Genomic DNA, 15,916 nt, shown 5'->3' with positions numbered 1-15,916 from the left:
GTACCGACAGTCGGAATCTGCAATGGGGGCGACGTCCGGAACGGCGGACGGCTCGAATGCGGATTCCCGGGTGGCCCAACCGCCATTCACGCCTCCTGCCCCGTGGTGGTCCGGGGCTCGGCCGCCGCGTCGGCGCCCCTGGCGAGCTCGATGCGGTCGAGGGCCTCGGGGGTGGCGATGTGCGGCAGCAGGTGACGCATGAAGGAGACCACCCGCTGCCCCAGATCGGCCTCGTCGGGCAGGAGCTGCGAGGCGAGGCGGGCGCCGGCGAAGGCGCCGACCAGGAGTTCTGCGGCTTCGCCGGTGGCGACATCGGGGCGCAACGCCCCTTGCCTGCCGGCCTCTTCGAGCAGGTGCTGGTAGCGCCCGGTCCAGACGAGATACGGACGCTGTCGTTCCGCCGTGTCAAGCCCCTGTTCCAGACATAACCGGAAGCTGCCGCTCACTATCGGGTCGTTCTCCAGCTGGCGGGCCGTCGCCAGCGCCCGCTCCTTCAACTCCTCCAGCTTGAACGGCAGCGGTCCCGCGGCGGCCGGGCGGGCGATCCACTCGTCCAGTACGGCGCTCGCCAGATCGCGCTTGGACGGGAAGTGGAAGTAGAACGCCCCCCTGGTGACACCCGCTCGCGCGGCGATTCCGACGCATGTCGCGGCCACGTAGCCGCGTTCGGCGAACTCCTCCGCCCCGGCCTCCAGGATGAGCTGGCGGGTCCTGGCCGCCCGTTCCTGTCTGGTCACACACGCTCCTTGTCAATCTGTCGATGAGTTCCGCCATGACCAACGAGGCTTGAATTCGATGTTTAAGGTGAGTGGATCTTGGCTGATTCTTGTTCCATTGACCCAAAAGAGCCCCAACATCGAGTCGAGGGAAGGGTTGTGATCAAAACCAGCACGAGTGTATGTTCTGGGATCGATGTAAAGTTCGAAACGTCGCTCGCTCAAAGTGGTGCCGCATCTCTCGGTCCGGAAAGGGTTGGTCGGATCTTCCGTCGTCAAGCAGCATTCTTGAGGGTTGTGCGTTCTTATGGTTTCTTTTCTGACGTTTCCGTGCGTGTGGTCGAGTTCAATGTAACACGCCCATTCATCAGTTCGAACCACGGGGGGTTTAAGATGCGCATCGGACTACTCGGGCCATTGATCGTCACCGATCACTGCATTCCGATCGACATTCCGGGTGAGAAGCTCAGGGCAATCATCGCCACACTCGCTCTCACTCCCGGAATGACGGTTTCGTCTTTCGCTCTGCTTGACGAACTCTGGGGCGAGCAGCCGCCGCGGAGCGCGGCGAATTCACTTCAAGGCCATATCGCCCGGTTGCGCCGGGCATTGGTGCAGCACAGTGGAAAGGAGGAATCACGGAATGTGATCCGGACGTCGGGGTCGGGATACATGCTCGTGCTTCCGCCGGAGAACATCGACGCCTCGCGGTTCATCCTGGACGTCGAACTGGCGAGCCGCGTCAGGGCCCGCGAGCCGGAGAGGGCCATCGCCCTCCTCACCGGCGCCCTCGAGATGTGGCGGGGGCCCGCGCTGCTCGACACCGGGCACGGCATGATCTGCCGCACCGCCGCCGCCCGGCTCGAAGAGACGCGGCTCATGGCCAGGGAGCTCCTCATCGAGGCCAAGCTCGCGCTCGGTGGCCACTACGAGGTGGTGTCGGAGCTGGAGCAACTGCTCTCGCGCCACCCGCTCAGGGAGCGGCTGTGCGAGCAGCTGATGATCGCCCTGTACCGATGCGGCCGCCAGGCCGACGCCATCGGCACCTTCCACCGGGTGCGCCAGCGTCTGTCCGCGGACTTCGGTCTGGAGCCGGGGCCGGTCCTGCAGAAGACCATGGCCGAGATCCTGCGTCAGGGGCCGAGCCTGCTGCACCAGGTCGGCTGAGGGGCTGGGCGGGCCGGCGGGCCGACCCCCGTGCGGCTCGCCGGCGCCGCGGCCGAGGCCCGGCGCGAGATCCGGGCGGGCCGACCTGCTGGACGGTGGGGAACGCGGTGGCCGGCACGCCGGCGGTGACGTGGCGGTGCCGGGGCGTCCACGTGCGGATCTGGTGCCGGGCGAGGCCGGCGAGCGCTTGTTGATCTCGTTCACCGTCGCGGCCGACCGTCCACCCGGGGCTGGGCTTCGGATCCGGGCGGACCTGCCGGCGGCGCCCGGACCGCTGGATGCGGTCCGGCGTCTTCGACCGGCCGCACCGCATCCAGCTCCGCCACGCCGTCGGGCAGACCTTCGCGCCGCTCCACCGGTCCAGGCGCCGGGCCGTGCGCGGGGACGGCTTCACCACAAGATCTCCGGCTGGTCGCCCCGGGGCGCCCGCCCGTCCCGGGAGCGTCCTGCCGCAGGGGTGGTCAGATGGACTTGGTCACGCGCAGGACCTGCCAGATCGCCCCGAAGCTGGCGCCCCCCTGGAACGCCAGATACTCGGGCAGCACCAGGTGCGGCCCCCATTTCTCCTTGTAGGCCAGTTGTGTCGCCGCCGGATAGATCGAGCCCCCCTTATCCGCGAGCAGCCGCATGAACTTCCCCGTCAGTGCGCTGTTGCCGGGAAGTTCGCACGCCGGGTCAAGACCGGTGAACGGAGTGAAGCCGAAGTGCAGCCACTCGGCGCGCTCCTCGACGAACCGCTCGATCGCCGCGGCGTTGATGGCCTCCATGACGCCCGGCCCCACGTCGGGAAGGCGCCGGCTCAGATCGTGCAGCCAGCCCGGTCGGCTGCCATAGGCCGGGGAGTACGAGATGTAGGCGACCGGCCTGCCCTCGATGAGCCCCACGAACAGCCGGCGGTACTCCTGTGCCGGGCCGCCCATCTGCCCCACCAGGAACTCGATCTCCTTGACGTGCCTGCCCTTCGAGCGCAGCCAGTTCCGGTCGATCTCCGCGATCTGATTCCTGACGTCCTCGTCGTACGGCAGTTCGCGCACTTCGAGGCCGCTGCGTTTCGCCCTCGATATCTTGTTGCGCAGCTTTACGAACTTCGTGCCGCGCAGCGTGAATTCCGGAAGATGCACCGAGTACGAGGAGCCCACCTGGTTCACGGTGAAGCCTGCGGCTGCGAACAGTTCGACGTCCGTCTGCTGGAGCTGGATCCCGACGATCTTGCGCCGCTTTGCGCGCGCGTACCTGGCGAACTCGTCCAGCAGTGTGCGCTGCTGCTCCTTCTCGGCGAACGCGCCGCCGAACTGGATGAAGTACCTGCCCGCCCGACGATAGGTGATGACCCCTTGACCGCTTCCTTCGAAGTGTTCGTTCCCGTCATTGACGGCAAGGAAAGCGCTGGGATTCTCACCGTAATCCCGGATCGACTTCAGAACTGACTCAAGTTTCCCCTGAGCGCCTTGAGAAGACTCTACCGACGGGCTCATCAGTCCACTCCATCGTCAAATCGCCTATGCGTATGCGGGAATGTAGCACAAGGTGACGATGAGATGCTGAAAAGCCTGTATCAGTGAGATCTAAGCGACCTATCAGAGGGTTCTGAAAGTATCGTTCGCGAGGCTTGCGCTGGTAAGTTTTCGAACGATGAGGAGTGTCCGTGGGCAGTACACAGCTGTCTCGCCCGGTGTCGCAGAATCAGTCTGCTCCACCCCAAGAAGCCGCTTCTCTGCGCACCTATCACTCTTATGTGAGGGGTGAGTCGCTGGAAAGCACTGACTGGGTATATGTGATCAATTCCAGCATCCTGCTCGATGACGTCTTCGCCAGCCTGACGCTGAAGCGGAAACTGGAACAGGGGCGCATCACGGCCGAGGACCGGCCTGATGTCGTCGTGGGGCGGGTCGCCAAGGCGGATCGGGCCACCGTCCAGCGGGCGATCGACGCCGCGGCGGAAGCCGCCCCCGCCTGGGGTGCGTTCCCCCTCGACGAACGCATCGGGCGCTTCGGTGCGCTTCTGCACGACAGGCTTGCCGAACGGGCCGAGGAGATAGCGGAGATCCTCGTCCAGGAGGGGCATCCCCTGATGCTCGCCCAGTGGCAGGTCTCCGGGATGCTGGAGTGCTTCAGCCCCGAATCCAACGCGTTCTACCGCTCCCAGATGCTCCAGGAGTTCCACCGCGGTGAGCGCCGGCTCCAGGTGCGCAGGCGGCCCGACGGCGTGGTGTGCCTCAACCCGCCCCAGAACGCGCCGCTTTCGAGCGCGCTGCTCGGCGTCACCGCCATCATGGGCGGCAACTCGCTGATCGTCCGCGCCCCGCGCAGCGGCCCGCTCGGCGTGATGTACGTGATGCAGGAGATCGTCGCCCCCGCACTCGACGAGGTGGGCGCCCCGCCCGGCACCCTCAACGTGGTCTGCGGAGACCCCGGCCCCATGCTCTCGGCCTGGCTCGCCAGCCCCGACGTCGACGACATCATCTACTTCGGCTCCAGCGAGAACGGCACCAAGTTCGAGGCGCGCTGCGTGGCCGAAGGCAAGAAGCCCATCCTCGAACTCGCGGGCAACGATGTCGTGACCGTCTGGAAGGACGCCGACATCGAGCTGGCGGCCGAGGCGCTCACCGAGAGCTTCTACGGCTCCGGACAGCTCTGCATGATTCCCAACCAGGTCCTGGTCCATCCCGACGTCGCCGACGACCTGGTCGCCGCCCTGATCCGCAAGGTCGGCCACATCCGGCCGGGCTACCCGACCGAGCCCGACGTACTGCTCACGCCCGTGCTGCGCAACGAGAAGTTCTTCACGTGCCTGGACGACGCGCTGACCAAGGGTGCCGAGCTGGCCTGCGGCGGGCACGCCATGCAGATGGACGGGCGCCGCGATCCCAACGGCATCTTCCTGGAGCCGACCGTCATCGTCGTCCGCGGCCTGGATCGCGCACGCGAGGTCGAAGCCGTGGTGCACGAGACGTTCTTCCCGCTGCTGCCCATCGTGGTCGCGGAGCCCGCGCCGGACGACGAACTCCTCGAACACTTCATCGACTTCGTCAACTCCAACGCCTACGGACTGCGCAACTCCCTGTGGGCCAGGGACTCCCGGGTCGTGGACCGCTTCCTGGCGCGGGTGAACAACGGGGGTCTGCTCAAGGTCAACGACTCCCACATCGGCTTCCTGCCCTGCCTGCCCACCCATGGCGGCACGGGGCTGACCGGCGGCGTGTTCGGCGAGGCCAACTACCCGATTCTTCGTACCTCCCATGTCCAGGGCGTGAGCATCTCCACGGGCTCCCGGCCACGCGACGCGGTCTTCGGAGCCTGGCGGACTCTGCGCGAGAAGAAGACCTCGTAACCACCCCGCATCCCGCCTCTGCGAAGGAGTTCCCATGCGTGCACTGGATGCCGCCCGCGACACCTGCGAGCGCTATCTGCCCGGACTGCTCGGCGCGCTCGCCAAGCATTCGCTCAACGACCTGGAGCGGCCCGACAGCCCCGCCATCGAGCTGTTCCGCTCGCACGGCGGACCCGCCCTGGTCATCCCCAAGACGTATGCGGGCCTCGGCGCGGGCCCCCTGGAAGCGGTCGAGGTGACCCGCGCGCTCGCCGCCGCATCGCCCTCCCTCGCCGTGGCCACCACGATGCACCACTTCTCGGTCGCCACGCTCTTCTCGCTTGCCGGCAGCCTTCAGTCCAGTGGTGTCGAGTGGGCGCTGCTCGAGGGGATCGTGGAACAGAACCTGCTGGTCGCCTCCGGCTTCGCCGAGGGAAGGCCAGGACGCGGCATCCTCGCGCCGACCATGGAGGCCCGACTGGACGAGGGCGGCAAGGGCTACCGCATCAACGGCTCCAAGAAGCCGTGCAGTCTCTCCTCCTCCATGGACCTGCTCACGGCGAGCGTCGCGCTGCCCGGACCGGACGGCACCAGTGAGATGGCCGTGCTGCTCGTGCCCCGCCAGACCGAGGGCGTCACCGTCCATCCCTTCTGGTCCAGCTGGGCTTTGGCGGGCGCTGAGAGCGACGAGATTCGCCTCACCGACGTACTGGTCGACGAACAGCAGGTCATGCGGACCGAGGTGGGCGACAGCGGTGAGCTGGACGAGCTCCAGACCGTCGGCTTCATCTGGTTCGAGATGCTGATCTCCGCCTCGTATCTCGGCATCGCCAGCGCGCTCGCAGAGCGTGTCACCACCGGCGGGCGCGGCTCGGTCTCCGAGCGGGCGCAGTTGGTCACCCGCCTGGAGACGGCCGCCCTGCTGCTCGAAGGCGTGGCCCGGATGACCGAGGACGGCGAGACGGGCAACGCCGCGCTCGGCAAGTCCCTGGTGGCCCGCTACGGTGCCCAGGACGCCATCGGCGAAACCGTGCGCAGGGCCGTGGAACTCCTCGGTGGAATGGCGTTCATCAGCAGCGGCGACATCGGCTATCTGGCAGCAGCCTCCAACGGGCTCTCCTTCCACCCACCGTCCCGCTCCAGCTTCGCCGAGCCGTTCGTCGAGCACATCGGCGGCAAGCCGCTGCGGCTGGCCTGAGGAGCTGTCACATGACCACCATCACGGACGCGCCGGCTCACGACCGGGAGCACGTCGGGCGGCTGTATCGCGCCCACCTCAGCAAGGGCCGTGCCACCCTCGGCGAGCTCTTCGGCGGCCACATCGAGACCGGCTCCGAAGGCCCCTGGATCACCACCGACGACGGTCGCCGCTTCCTCAACTGCGGCAGCTACGGCGTGCTGATCACCGGCGCCCGGCACCCCACCGTCGTACGCCATGTCACCGAGCAGCTCGGGCGCCATCCCGTCGCGAGCCGGGTCTTCCTCGAACCCCAGGCCGCCCTGGCCGCCGAGGCCCTGGCCGCCAGGGCCCCGGCCGGCCTGGAGCGGGTGCACTTCGCCTGCTCGGGTGCCGAGGCGGTGGAGACCGCCATCAAGATCGCCCGAACCCGGGGCAAGGACCAGCTGATCGCCACCCACGGCGGGTACCACGGCAAGACCATGGGTGCCCTCAGCCTGACCGGCAAGGACGTCTTCCAAGACCCGTTCCGCCCGCTTCTGCCGGGCGTCCACCACGTGCCCTACGGGGACGCGGACGCACTGGAGGAACTCCTCAAGACCATGCCGGGGCGGGCCTGCTTCGTCGTCGAACCCGTCCAGGGCGAGGCCGGGGTCGTACTGCCGCCGCCCGGCTACCTGCGCGCCGTGCAGGAGCTGTGCCGCACCTATGACGCGCTTTTCGTCCTCGACGAGATCCAGACGGGCCTCGGCCGCCTGGGCACCTGGTGGGGCGCCGACGCAGAGGGCGTCACGCCCGACGTGCTGCTCGCCGGCAAGGCGCTCGGCGGCGGCATCCTGCCCGTCTCCGCGGTCATCGCGACCCCGAAGGCGTTCGCGGCCTTCGACAAGGACCCCTACCTGCACACCTCGACGTTCTCCGGAACGCCCCTGGCCATGGCCGCCGTGCGCGGCGCCCTCGCCGCCATCGAGGAAGACGGCCTGGTCGACCGGGCTCGCGACCTCGGTGCCGAGATGCTCACCACCATCCGCAACATCGCCCAGCGCCACTTCGGTCCGGTGGTGCGCGAGGTACGCGGCCGGGGCCTGCTCATCGGGATCGAGTTCGCGATCCCCGGCCCCGCGGGCGATCTGCTCATCGAACTGATCTCGCAGGGCGTGGTGGCCAACCACTCGCTCAACTCGCACCTGGTGATCAGGCTCACGCCGCCCGCCGTCCTCAGCGCCGCGGACGCGAGCTTCCTGTACGAGGCATTCGACCGCGCCTGCCGAGCGCAGGCTGCCCGATACGTATCGACTTTCGAAGGTGACTCCGCCCATGCGTAGTGTTCACGTGGCCGTCGAGCTGTCTGGGACCTCACCGGCCGGGGGGTACGACCAGGTGAAGCAGTTCGCCCGCTACCCCGAGCTCGCCCCGGTGGTCCGCGCCGTGACCATTCATGAGATCAGCGCCGACAAGGAGACCAGCGACTGGGAGGTCTACTTCCGCAACGGCATCCTGCGCTGGACCGAGTCCGACCACTTCGACCCGGACGACCTGACGATCGCCTTCACCCAACTCGACGGAGACTTCGACTCCTTCGAGGGGACCTGGCGCGTCTTGGGCACCGAGAACGGCTGTGTGGTCGACTTCCGCGCCGAGTTCGACTTCGGCATCCCCAGCCTGGCCGGCATCCTCGACCCCGTCGCCGAACGGGTCATCAAGGAGACCATCGCCCGCGTCGTCATCGGGCTGTTCGGCGGCAGGGGAACCGTCGTCGGCGACGAGGCCCTGGCCCAGGCCGTGGCCCGCCCGGCCGCCGAGCCCGAGCTCGCCGGCGCACCGGTGGAGTGAGCCATGGACACCAAGAACCTGTTCATGACGCCCACCACGGCCCGACTCATACGCGCGGAGTACGCCCTCGGTCTCGTGGTGTCCGTCGTTCTCTTCTTCGCCCACCTCGGCGAGATCCGCTGGTGGGTCGCGATCGGTCTGTTCCTCTACATCGACCTCGTCGGCTACATCCCCGGCGCCATCGCGTTCCGGCGCAAGGGGCACGGCGACATTCCCAAGGGGTACTACCTGGCCTACAACGTCATGCACAGCCTGGTCACCCAGGGCCTCGTGGCGCTGGCCTGGATCTGGCTGTGGGGCGCCGAGTGGGCGCTGCTCGCCCTGGCCATCCACCTCTTCGGCGACCGGGCGCTGTTCGGCAACTTCCTCAAGCCGTTCGGACTGCGCTTCGAACCCGAAGCCCATCCGGCGTACCGCAGATTCCACAGCGAGTTCACCGCCGCCGCCTCGACGGGCAGCAACGATGCCCTGCACACGGTCACATGACGAACTCCGCCACGGTCCCGGCCGCCGCTCAGGCCGCGCTGAACACCACGATGCGGCACTTCGTCACCGGCGTGACGGTCCTCACCTGCGGCGGACCCGCCGAGGCCGAAGGGGTCACGGTCTCCACACTGACCACGATCCCGGGCGACCCGCCCAGGGTCTGCGTCGCGCTGCGCCAAGGAAGCCGGGGCCTCACATCCCTTCTCGCCGCCGAGGCGTTCGTGGCCAACGGCCTGGCCGCCGACCACGAGTGGCTCGCCCGTCACTTCGCCCGGCGCCGCCGGCCCAGGGGCCTTGCCCAGCTGCCGCCCCGGGTGTGGGCGGAGCCGTCACCGCACGGTGCGCCACGGCTGCGGGGAGCCGTGTCCTGGCTCGAATGCCGACTTGAGCGGACGGTGGCCGCAGGCGATCACGAACTGGTGATCGCCCGCGTGCTGACCGGCGCCGCCACCGTCGGCGCCCCTCTGGTCAACTTCGCCGGCGTGCTGCACGCGGGCCCGTCCTCCGCCCCGCACGCCGCGAACCCCGTCAATGCGATGAATACCGAAAGGAAGCAGTGATGACCTCCTCGAACATCCCCTCCGAGGCGGACTGGGAGCAGGCCCCCTCGCTCATGGACGGGGCACTGAACCTGGAGCTCTCGGCGGCGACGTGCGATCTGGCGTACTGGTTGCGGTCCGTTCCGCAGGGAACGTTGCGTGGCCGGATCCTCGGGCACGCCGACGACGTACAGCCGCTGGACGTCGTACGGCAGGAAGGTCCGCTCAACGCGGCGATCAAACAGGAGCTGGCCTTCCGCTCCATCGCCGAGGAGAAGGCGACCCGGGCCATCGGATACATGGTCGCCCTGGCGCCCGACAACGACACCATGGAGTTCTACTCCACCCAGCTCATCGACGAGGCGCGGCACGCGATGGTGTTCCGCAGCCACCTGCTGCAGCTGGGCACCGCCCCCGACGACCTGCTCGCCGAGGTGGACCGGCTCGCCGCCGAGGACCGCGAGTCCATCCTCGTACCGCTGGAGGACTTCGGCCTCAGGGTGCTGCGCGACGAGCGGGACTTCATCGGCGGCGTCCTGGTCCTGACCGTCCTGGTCGAGGGCGTCCTCGCCCCCGCCGCCGAGCTCAGCGAGCGCAAGTGGCGGGTCTTCGACCCGGCGGCCGCCGACATCGAGCGAGGCGCGGGCATCGACGAGATCCGCCACCTGACCGTCGGCAGCTCCATCCTGCGCGAGCACCTGCTCAAGCACCCCGAAGACAAGCCGCGGCTCCTGGAGCTGATGGCGGAGGGCTACGAACTGTGGGGCCGGCTGCCCACCACCGAGCAAGTGCTGCGCCGGGAGACGCTGTTCCAGAAGGGCATCGACGAACACGGCCATCTGCTCGGCGACTACGAGGCGTGGCCGGGGCGGCGCTTGGCCGACACCACTCCCGAGGAGCGCATGGAGACCGGCAAGGCGTGGGCCGAAAAGATGCAGCACACCCGGCTCGCCTACATGGGGCTCGAGGAGGCGATATGACTTCAGCCAGCGGGGCCGGTGCCGCGGGCGGCGCCGACAGCCCGACGGCCAGCTTCGACGAGGTCACCAAAGTGGTGAAGCGGGCCGGCCTGATGGATCGAGAGCCCGCCTACTACGTCTTCAAGATCGCCGTCAATCTGCTGCTGCTCGCCGCGGGCTGGACCGCCTTCGCCCTGGTGGGCGACAGCTGGTGGCAGCTGGCCGTCGCGGTCTTCCTGGCGATGTGCTTCGGCCAGACCGACCTGATCGGCCACGATGCCGGACACCGCCAGATCTTCCGCACCCGCAAGGGCAGCGACGTCATCGGCTACATCCACGGCAACCTTCTCACCGGGGTCAGCTTCGGCTGGTGGGTGGGGCACCACACCAAGCACCACAACTACCCCAACCACCTCTCCCTCGACCCCGACATCACACGTCGCCAGGTCATCTTCACCTCCAAGCACCACACGAAGAAGACCAGCGGCATGGCTCGGTTCATCGTGCGCCACCAGGCTTGGATGTTCTACGTAGTGATCATGATGGAAGGGCTGCGCATGCACCTTTCCGGATACATCGCCGCCCGCATGGGTGTGATCAAGCGCTACGTGGTCACCGACCTGGTCCTGCTCACCCTGCACCTGGCGGCGTACTTCACCGCCGTCTTCCTGGTCCTCCCGCCGGTCAAGGCCCTCGCGTTCATCGTCGTCCACCAGGCCCTCTTCGGGTTCTACATGGGGCTGCTCTTCGCGCCCAACCACAAGGGCCTGCCTGTGCGCGACGGCGAGGAGGAGGAGCTCGACTGGCTGACCCGCCAGGTGGTGACCTCTCGCAACATCCTGCCCAACCGGGTCACCGACTTCTTCTACGGTGGCCTCAACTACCAGATCGAGCACCACCTCTTCCCCTCCATGCCGCGCCGCAACCTGCGCCGTGCCCAGCCGCTGATCAAGGAGTATCTGGTCAGTCACGGAATGCCGTACGTAGAGGTGTCGCTGATGCGCTCCTATCTCGACGTGTCGGACTACCTCGGCGAGGTCAGTGACGAGGTCACTGCCCTGGAGCGGACCGCGCGACTCCAGGTCGGAGGCGCCTGATGGCGGCGGGGCGCGCGGCGGTGGTGTGCGGGCTGGGCACCCATCTGCCGCCCCGGGTGATCACCAACGCGGACCTGGCGAGGGAGCTCGACACCGACGACGAGTGGATCCGCAGCCGCACCGGGATCGGGCAGCGGCACATCGCCGAGAACGGCACGGCCACCTCCGACCTCGCCGTCGAGGCGGGCCAACGGGCGCTCAAGTCCGCCTCGACGGATGCGGTGGACGCCGTCATCGTGGCGACGAGCACCCCGGACCACTCCTGCCCGGCCACAGCGCCGGCGGTGGCGGCCCGTCTGGGCCTGGGCACCGTGCCCGCCTTCGATGTGGCGGCGATGTGCACCGGCTTCCTGTACGGCCTCGCCGTGGGCGGCGGCCTCATCGCCGCAGGCACGGCGCGCAGCGTCCTGGTCATCGGGGCCGAGACGTACTCCAGCATCCTCGACCCCGAGGACCGCTCCACCCGGGCGATCTTCGGGGACGGGGCCGGCGCCGTCGTCCTGCGCGCGGGCGAACCGGACGAGCCCGGCGCGCTCGGGCCGGTGGTCCTCGGCAGCGACGGCACCGGAAGCGAGCTGATCCGGATCCCCTCGGGCGGCTCGCGCGACCCGATCCGCGCCGAGCACGCCGAAAGAGCCGACCCGTACTTCCGTATGGAGGGCGCACAGGTCTTCCGCAACGCGGTGGAGCGGATGGTCGACGCCTCCCTCGAAGCCGCGGCACGGGCCGGGTGGACACTCGACGACATCGACGTGTTCGTCGCCCACCAGGCCAACCTTCGCATCATCAACGCGGTCGCCGATCAGATGCGGCTGCCCCGATCACGCTTCCCGGTCCATCTCGACAGGGTGGGCAACACCGCCGCCGCGTCCATCCCCCTGGCCCTCGCCGACGCTGTCACCGCGGGCACCCTGCGAGCCGGGCACCGCACGGCGCTCGCCGCGTTCGGGGGCGGGCTGACCTGGGGCGCGGCAACCCTGACGTGGCCCGAAGTCACATCCGTCTGAATGATCGTCATCTCTGTAGGCCATCACCTCGCAAGGAGTACCGCCATGAGCGACACCTACCCGCGTCTGGTCCAGCTGCTGGTCAAGAACTTCGGCTTCGAGACCGACGAGGTCGGCCCCGAGGACACCTTCAGCAAGCTCGAACTCGACTCACTGGCCCTGGTGGAACTGACCCTGACGGTCCAGCAGGAGTTCGGCGTCAAGCTGTCCGACGACGACCTCGGCTCCGAGGACACCCTCGGCCAGGCCGCGTCCGTCATCGAGAGCAAGCTGGTGGTGGCCTGATGTCAGGCTCCACCGGCTCGTTCGACGCCGCGGTCACCGGGATCGGCATGGTGACCGCGGCGGGGATCGGAGCCCAGGCGTCCTGGGACGTGATACGTGACCCCGAGGGCACGGTCGCCTCGGAGGTCCCGGCCCTGGAGGGCACCCCCGCCCACATCGGGTGCTGGATCCCCGACTACGACGCCGACAAGGCCATCGGGCGACGCAAGGCGTGGCGCTACGACCGCAGCAGCCAGCTCGCCCTCACCGCCGCTGCTGAGGCGGTCGCCGACAGCGGGCTCGACCCGGGCAACTGGGACGGCACCCGGGTCGCCGTCGTCCTCGGCAGCGGCATCGGAGGCGCCGGCAGCTGGGAGAAGCAACACCACGTCCTCCTGGACGGCGGCCCGCTGAACGTGTCCCCGCTGCTGATCCCCATGCTGGCGGTCAACATGTCGGCCGGATACGTGGCGATGGAGCACGGTGCCCGCGGCCCCAACTTCGTCACCGCCACCGCCTGCGCGTCCGGCACCACGGCCATCGGCATGGCCCGCGAACTGCTGCGCCGTGGCGTCTGCGACGTGGTGATCACCGGCGGTACGGAGGCGTGCCTGATCCCCTCGATCATCACCGGCTTCAGCCAGATGGGCGCACTCAGCGGCCGCCAGGGCAACCCGCGCGCGGCATCGCGTCCCTTCGACGTCGACCGCGACGGCTTCGTCCCCGCAGAAGGGGCCGCCGTCCTCGTCCTGGAGCGTGCGGCCGACGCGAAGGCCCGAGGAGCCCGCGTGTACGCGAACGTCTGCGGATACGGCGCCTCCGCGGACGCCCACCACGCCACCGCTCCCGATCCCACGGGCGCGGGCGCCGAACTCGCGCTGCGTGCGGCGCTCGACGACGCCGGACTCGCCCCCGACGCCGTGGACCACGTCAACGCGCACGGCACGTCGACGCCGCTCAACGACGTGGCGGAGGCGAAGCTGATCCGCAGGGTTCTGGGTCAGCGGCCCGCCGTCACCTCCATCAAGGGCGTGGTGGGCCACTCGCTCGGAGCCGCCGGCGCCATCGAGGCGGCCGTCACCGCCCTCACCGTCAGCCGGGGAGTCATCCCGCCCACCGCCAACCTCGACAGCCAGGACCCCAAGGTCGAGCTGGACGTCGTCGCCAAGACGGCGCGCACGGCCACCGTGGAGGTCGCCATCAGCAATTCCTTCGGCTTCGGCGGCCAGAACGCCGTGCTCGCCTTCTCCCGGGCGTGACCCGCCCCCGACCCTGTGGATGAGATCCTCATGACGTACGTGATCGCCCAGCCCTGTGTCGACGTCAAGGACAAGTCCTGTATCGACGAATGCCCGGTGGACTGCATCTACGAAGGCCGGCGGGCCCTGTACATCCACGCGGACGAATGCGTCGACTGCGGTGCCTGCGAACCGGTGTGCCCGGTGGAGGCGATCTTCTTCGAGACGGACCTCCCCGCGCGGTGGCACGTCTTCCACACGTCCACGGCCGAGTTCTTCGAGACCGTCGGTGCCCCCGGCGGCGCCGCTTCCTCGGGGCCGTACGACCGCGACTCCACGCTGGTGGCCGCCCTGGAACCGCAGGGGGTGGCGCACTGATGGGCGGCCGTTCGATCCTCGTCACCGGAGGAAACCGCGGCATCGGTCTGTCCATCGCCCGCGCCTTCGCCGCGGTCGGCGACAAGGTCGCGATCACGTACCGCACGGGTGACCCGGCGGACCTGAGAGCGGAGGGCTTCCTCCCGGTCCTGTGCGACATCACCGACTCCGCGCAGGTCGGGCAGGCCTACAAGGAGGTCGAGGAGAGTCACGGTCCGGTCGAGGTGCTGATCGCCAACGCCGGTGTGACCCGCGACCAGTTGCTGCTCAGGATGTCGGAGGAGGACTTCACCTCCGTCCTCGACACCAACCTCACCGGCACCTTCCGGGTGGTGCGGGGCGCCACCTCCGCGATGCTGCGGGCCAAGAAGGGCCGCGTGGTGCTGATCTCGTCGGTGGTGGGGCTGCTCGGCTCTGCCGGTCAGGCGAACTACGCGGCGTCGAAAGCGGGGTTGGTGGGCTTCGCACGCTCGCTCGCCCGCGAGCTGGGTTCGCGCAACATCACCTTCAACGTCGTCGCACCCGGCTACGTCGACACCGGCATGACGCAGGCGCTGACCGACGAGCAGCGGGCGCGGATCGTGGAGCGGGTGCCGCTGGGCCGGTACGCGCGCCCTGACGAGGTCGCGGCGGCGGTGGTGTTTCTCGCCTCCGACGAAGCCTCGTACATCACTGGAGCCGTCATCCCGGTCGACGGCGGAATGGGTATGGGGCACTGAATGAGTGGAATCCTCGACGGCAGGCGCATCCTGGTCACCGGCGTGCTCCTCGACTCCTCCATCGCCTTCCACGCGGCGCGCCTGGCACAGGAGCAGGGGGCGGAGGTCATGCTGACCGCGTTCCCCCGCCCCAGCCTCACCGAGCGCGTGGCCCGTCAGCTGCCCCGGCCGGCGAAGGTGGTCGAGCTGGACGTCTCGAACGAGGAGCACCTGGCCCGGCTCGAGGACGTGGTGCGTGCCGAGCTGGGAGGGCTGGACGGTGTGGTCCATTCGATCGGCTTCGCGCCGCAGGACGCGCTGGGCGGGAACTTCCTGAACACACCGTTCGCGTCGGTGGCGACGGCGATGCACGTGTCGGCGTACTCGCTGAAGTCGCTGACGATGGCATGCCTGCCGCTGATGCCCGCAGAAGGCGGTGCGGTGGTCGGCCTGACCTTCGACGCGCAGTTCGCCTGGCCGCACTACGACTGGATGGGCCCGGCGAAGGCGGCACTTGAGGCGACGTCGCGGTACCTGGCGCGGGATCTGGGCAAGCGGAACATCCGCTGCAACCTGGTGTCGGCCGGCCCGCTCAACTCGATGGCGGCGAAGTCCATCCCGGGCTTCACGGACATCGAGGACGTGTGGAACCAGCGCTCCCCGCTGGAGTGGGACGTGGAGGACCCGGAGCCCGCGGGCCGTGGCGTGGTGGCGCTCCTTTCGGACTGGTTCCCCAAGACCACCGGCGAGATCGTCCACGTCGACGGCGGTGTCCACGCGATCGGGGCTTAGGCCCTCCTTCCCACCCCGTGTACGGACACCGAGAACCGCCCCGTTCCCGAGGCTTGGCCGGGAACGGGGCGGTTGCTTCGCTCGGAGGGACCGGAGGCCGCCGGACAAGGAGGGTGTTGTCGTACGGGCACGAGGGCCATCGGTGGCGGGCGTCGTCGCTGCCGGCGCGAGACAGCCGTACGGAGCCACGACGTCCTGGGCGGCGCCGGCGCGAGGAAAAGTGGAGGGGGCCCCGCCGGGGGTTGGACAAAACCG

General features: G+C 68.8%; 17 protein-coding genes and 1 pseudogene. 16 read left to right on the top strand and 2 right to left on the bottom strand.

All coding sequences use genetic code 11. The features are described from left to right. Positions 1 to 86 precede the first annotated feature (86 nt). On the bottom strand, positions 87 to 737 hold the full coding sequence (locus tag ACWFQ8_RS25720; protein ID WP_453788634.1) for a ScbR family autoregulator-binding transcription factor: 651 nt from the start codon (positions 735 to 737) through the stop codon (positions 87 to 89). 372 nt (positions 738 to 1,109) lie between these two features. Here ACWFQ8_RS25720 and ACWFQ8_RS25715 point away from each other — a divergent pair. Further along, positions 1,110 to 1,382, top strand: a pseudogene (locus tag ACWFQ8_RS25715) (AfsR/SARP family transcriptional regulator); the annotation flags it as partial. Between the two features lie 6 nt (positions 1,383 to 1,388). After that, positions 1,389 to 1,883: an AfsR/SARP family transcriptional regulator gene (locus ACWFQ8_RS25710; protein ID WP_453788674.1), complete on the top strand. Its 495-nt coding sequence runs from the start codon at positions 1,389 to 1,391 to the stop codon at positions 1,881 to 1,883. 461 nt (positions 1,884 to 2,344) lie between these two features. Here the strand turns inward: ACWFQ8_RS25710 and ACWFQ8_RS25705 are convergent, their stop codons facing one another. Further along, the gene (locus ACWFQ8_RS25705) at positions 2,345 to 3,358 is read right to left on the bottom strand and encodes a bifunctional lysylphosphatidylglycerol flippase/synthetase MprF (RefSeq protein ID WP_453788633.1); all 1,014 of its coding nucleotides are present in this window, start codon (positions 3,356 to 3,358) and stop codon (positions 2,345 to 2,347) included. A 299-nt stretch (positions 3,359 to 3,657) separates the two neighbouring features. Between ACWFQ8_RS25705 and ACWFQ8_RS25700 the strand changes: the two genes are divergently transcribed. From ACWFQ8_RS25700 to fabI, 14 genes are read left to right on the top strand one after another with little or no spacing between them, the layout of a single operon-like run. Next, positions 3,658 to 5,214, top strand: a complete 1,557-nt coding sequence (locus ACWFQ8_RS25700; RefSeq protein WP_453788632.1) for an aldehyde dehydrogenase family protein — start codon at positions 3,658 to 3,660, stop codon at positions 5,212 to 5,214. Positions 5,215 to 5,248: 34 nt separating this feature from the next. Then, a complete protein-coding gene (locus tag ACWFQ8_RS25695; protein ID WP_453788631.1) occupies positions 5,249 to 6,391 on the top strand; it encodes an acyl-CoA dehydrogenase family protein in 1,143 nt (380 codons plus the stop codon). Positions 6,392 to 6,402: 11 nt separating this feature from the next. Next, entirely contained in the window at positions 6,403 to 7,695 is a 1,293-nt protein-coding gene (locus ACWFQ8_RS25690; protein WP_453788630.1) for an aspartate aminotransferase family protein, read from the top strand. Continuing rightward, a complete protein-coding gene (locus ACWFQ8_RS25685) occupies positions 7,688 to 8,203 on the top strand; it encodes a type II toxin-antitoxin system RatA family toxin (RefSeq protein WP_453788629.1) in 516 nt (171 codons plus the stop codon). Before ACWFQ8_RS25690 ends, ACWFQ8_RS25685 begins: the two co-directional genes overlap by 8 nt. A gap of 3 nt (positions 8,204 to 8,206) precedes the next feature. Continuing rightward, positions 8,207 to 8,689, top strand: coding sequence for a hypothetical protein (locus ACWFQ8_RS25680; protein ID WP_453788628.1), 483 nt, complete (start codon positions 8,207 to 8,209; stop codon positions 8,687 to 8,689). Further along, positions 8,686 to 9,249, top strand: coding sequence for a flavin reductase family protein (locus tag ACWFQ8_RS25675; RefSeq protein WP_453788627.1), 564 nt, complete (start codon positions 8,686 to 8,688; stop codon positions 9,247 to 9,249). Before ACWFQ8_RS25680 ends, ACWFQ8_RS25675 begins: the two co-directional genes overlap by 4 nt. Beyond that, positions 9,249 to 10,208 (top strand): VlmB-like protein, encoded by a 960-nt coding sequence (locus ACWFQ8_RS25670; protein ID WP_453788626.1) that lies wholly within the window; start codon positions 9,249 to 9,251, stop codon positions 10,206 to 10,208. The genes ACWFQ8_RS25675 and ACWFQ8_RS25670 overlap by 1 nt, the downstream gene beginning before the upstream one ends. Beyond that, complete coding sequence (locus tag ACWFQ8_RS25665) at positions 10,205 to 11,284, top strand: fatty acid desaturase family protein (protein WP_453788625.1); 1,080 nt, start codon at positions 10,205 to 10,207, stop codon at positions 11,282 to 11,284. The genes ACWFQ8_RS25670 and ACWFQ8_RS25665 overlap by 4 nt, the downstream gene beginning before the upstream one ends. Further along, entirely contained in the window at positions 11,284 to 12,291 is a 1,008-nt protein-coding gene (locus ACWFQ8_RS25660) for a beta-ketoacyl-ACP synthase III (RefSeq protein WP_453788624.1), read from the top strand. Before ACWFQ8_RS25665 ends, ACWFQ8_RS25660 begins: the two co-directional genes overlap by 1 nt. Positions 12,292 to 12,336: 45 nt before the next feature. Then, a complete protein-coding gene (locus tag ACWFQ8_RS25655; protein ID WP_453788623.1) occupies positions 12,337 to 12,576 on the top strand; it encodes an acyl carrier protein in 240 nt (79 codons plus the stop codon). Continuing rightward, entirely contained in the window at positions 12,576 to 13,814 is a 1,239-nt protein-coding gene (locus ACWFQ8_RS25650) for a beta-ketoacyl-[acyl-carrier-protein] synthase family protein (protein ID WP_453788622.1), read from the top strand. Before ACWFQ8_RS25655 ends, ACWFQ8_RS25650 begins: the two co-directional genes overlap by 1 nt. A 30-nt stretch (positions 13,815 to 13,844) precedes the next feature. Then, on the top strand, positions 13,845 to 14,171 hold the full coding sequence (gene fdxA, locus ACWFQ8_RS25645) for a ferredoxin (RefSeq protein ID WP_453788621.1): 327 nt from the start codon (positions 13,845 to 13,847) through the stop codon (positions 14,169 to 14,171). Then, positions 14,171 to 14,890 carry a 3-oxoacyl-[acyl-carrier-protein] reductase gene (gene fabG, locus ACWFQ8_RS25640; RefSeq protein ID WP_453788620.1) on the top strand — a complete coding sequence of 240 codons (720 nt, stop codon included), beginning with the start codon at positions 14,171 to 14,173 and terminating at the stop codon, positions 14,888 to 14,890. Before fdxA ends, fabG begins: the two co-directional genes overlap by 1 nt. Then, complete coding sequence (fabI, locus tag ACWFQ8_RS25635; RefSeq protein WP_453788619.1) at positions 14,891 to 15,661, top strand: enoyl-ACP reductase FabI; 771 nt, start codon at positions 14,891 to 14,893, stop codon at positions 15,659 to 15,661. Positions 15,662 to 15,916: the final 255 nt, after the last annotated feature.

It is taken from the genome of Streptomyces sp. NPDC055254, assembly GCF_053606025.1.
This window is presented reverse-complemented; position numbering and strand designations above follow the sequence as displayed.

What these genes read in the sequence shown, in the direction of transcription:
- ACWFQ8_RS25710 (WP_453788674.1), top strand. Translation starts at nt 1,389, where the DNA reads ATGCTCGTGCTTCCGCCGGAGAACATCGACGCCTCGCGGTTCATCCTG.
- ACWFQ8_RS25705 (WP_453788633.1), bottom strand. Translation starts at nt 3,358, where the DNA reads ATGAGCCCGTCGGTAGAGTCTTCTCAAGGCGCTCAGGGGAAACTTGAG.
- ACWFQ8_RS25695 (WP_453788631.1), top strand. Translation starts at nt 5,249, where the DNA reads ATGCGTGCACTGGATGCCGCCCGCGACACCTGCGAGCGCTATCTGCCC.
- ACWFQ8_RS25690 (WP_453788630.1), top strand. Translation starts at nt 6,403, where the DNA reads ATGACCACCATCACGGACGCGCCGGCTCACGACCGGGAGCACGTCGGG.
- ACWFQ8_RS25685 (WP_453788629.1), top strand. Translation starts at nt 7,688, where the DNA reads ATGCGTAGTGTTCACGTGGCCGTCGAGCTGTCTGGGACCTCACCGGCC.
- ACWFQ8_RS25680 (WP_453788628.1), top strand. Translation starts at nt 8,207, where the DNA reads ATGGACACCAAGAACCTGTTCATGACGCCCACCACGGCCCGACTCATA.
- ACWFQ8_RS25675 (WP_453788627.1), top strand. Translation starts at nt 8,686, where the DNA reads ATGACGAACTCCGCCACGGTCCCGGCCGCCGCTCAGGCCGCGCTGAAC.
- ACWFQ8_RS25670 (WP_453788626.1), top strand. Translation starts at nt 9,249, where the DNA reads ATGACCTCCTCGAACATCCCCTCCGAGGCGGACTGGGAGCAGGCCCCC.
- ACWFQ8_RS25665 (WP_453788625.1), top strand. Translation starts at nt 10,205, where the DNA reads ATGACTTCAGCCAGCGGGGCCGGTGCCGCGGGCGGCGCCGACAGCCCG.
- ACWFQ8_RS25660 (WP_453788624.1), top strand. Translation starts at nt 11,284, where the DNA reads ATGGCGGCGGGGCGCGCGGCGGTGGTGTGCGGGCTGGGCACCCATCTG.
- ACWFQ8_RS25655 (WP_453788623.1), top strand. Translation starts at nt 12,337, where the DNA reads ATGAGCGACACCTACCCGCGTCTGGTCCAGCTGCTGGTCAAGAACTTC.
- ACWFQ8_RS25650 (WP_453788622.1), top strand. Translation starts at nt 12,576, where the DNA reads ATGTCAGGCTCCACCGGCTCGTTCGACGCCGCGGTCACCGGGATCGGC.
- fdxA (WP_453788621.1), top strand. Translation starts at nt 13,845, where the DNA reads ATGACGTACGTGATCGCCCAGCCCTGTGTCGACGTCAAGGACAAGTCC.
- fabG (WP_453788620.1), top strand. Translation starts at nt 14,171, where the DNA reads ATGGGCGGCCGTTCGATCCTCGTCACCGGAGGAAACCGCGGCATCGGT.
- fabI (WP_453788619.1), top strand. Translation starts at nt 14,891, where the DNA reads ATGAGTGGAATCCTCGACGGCAGGCGCATCCTGGTCACCGGCGTGCTC.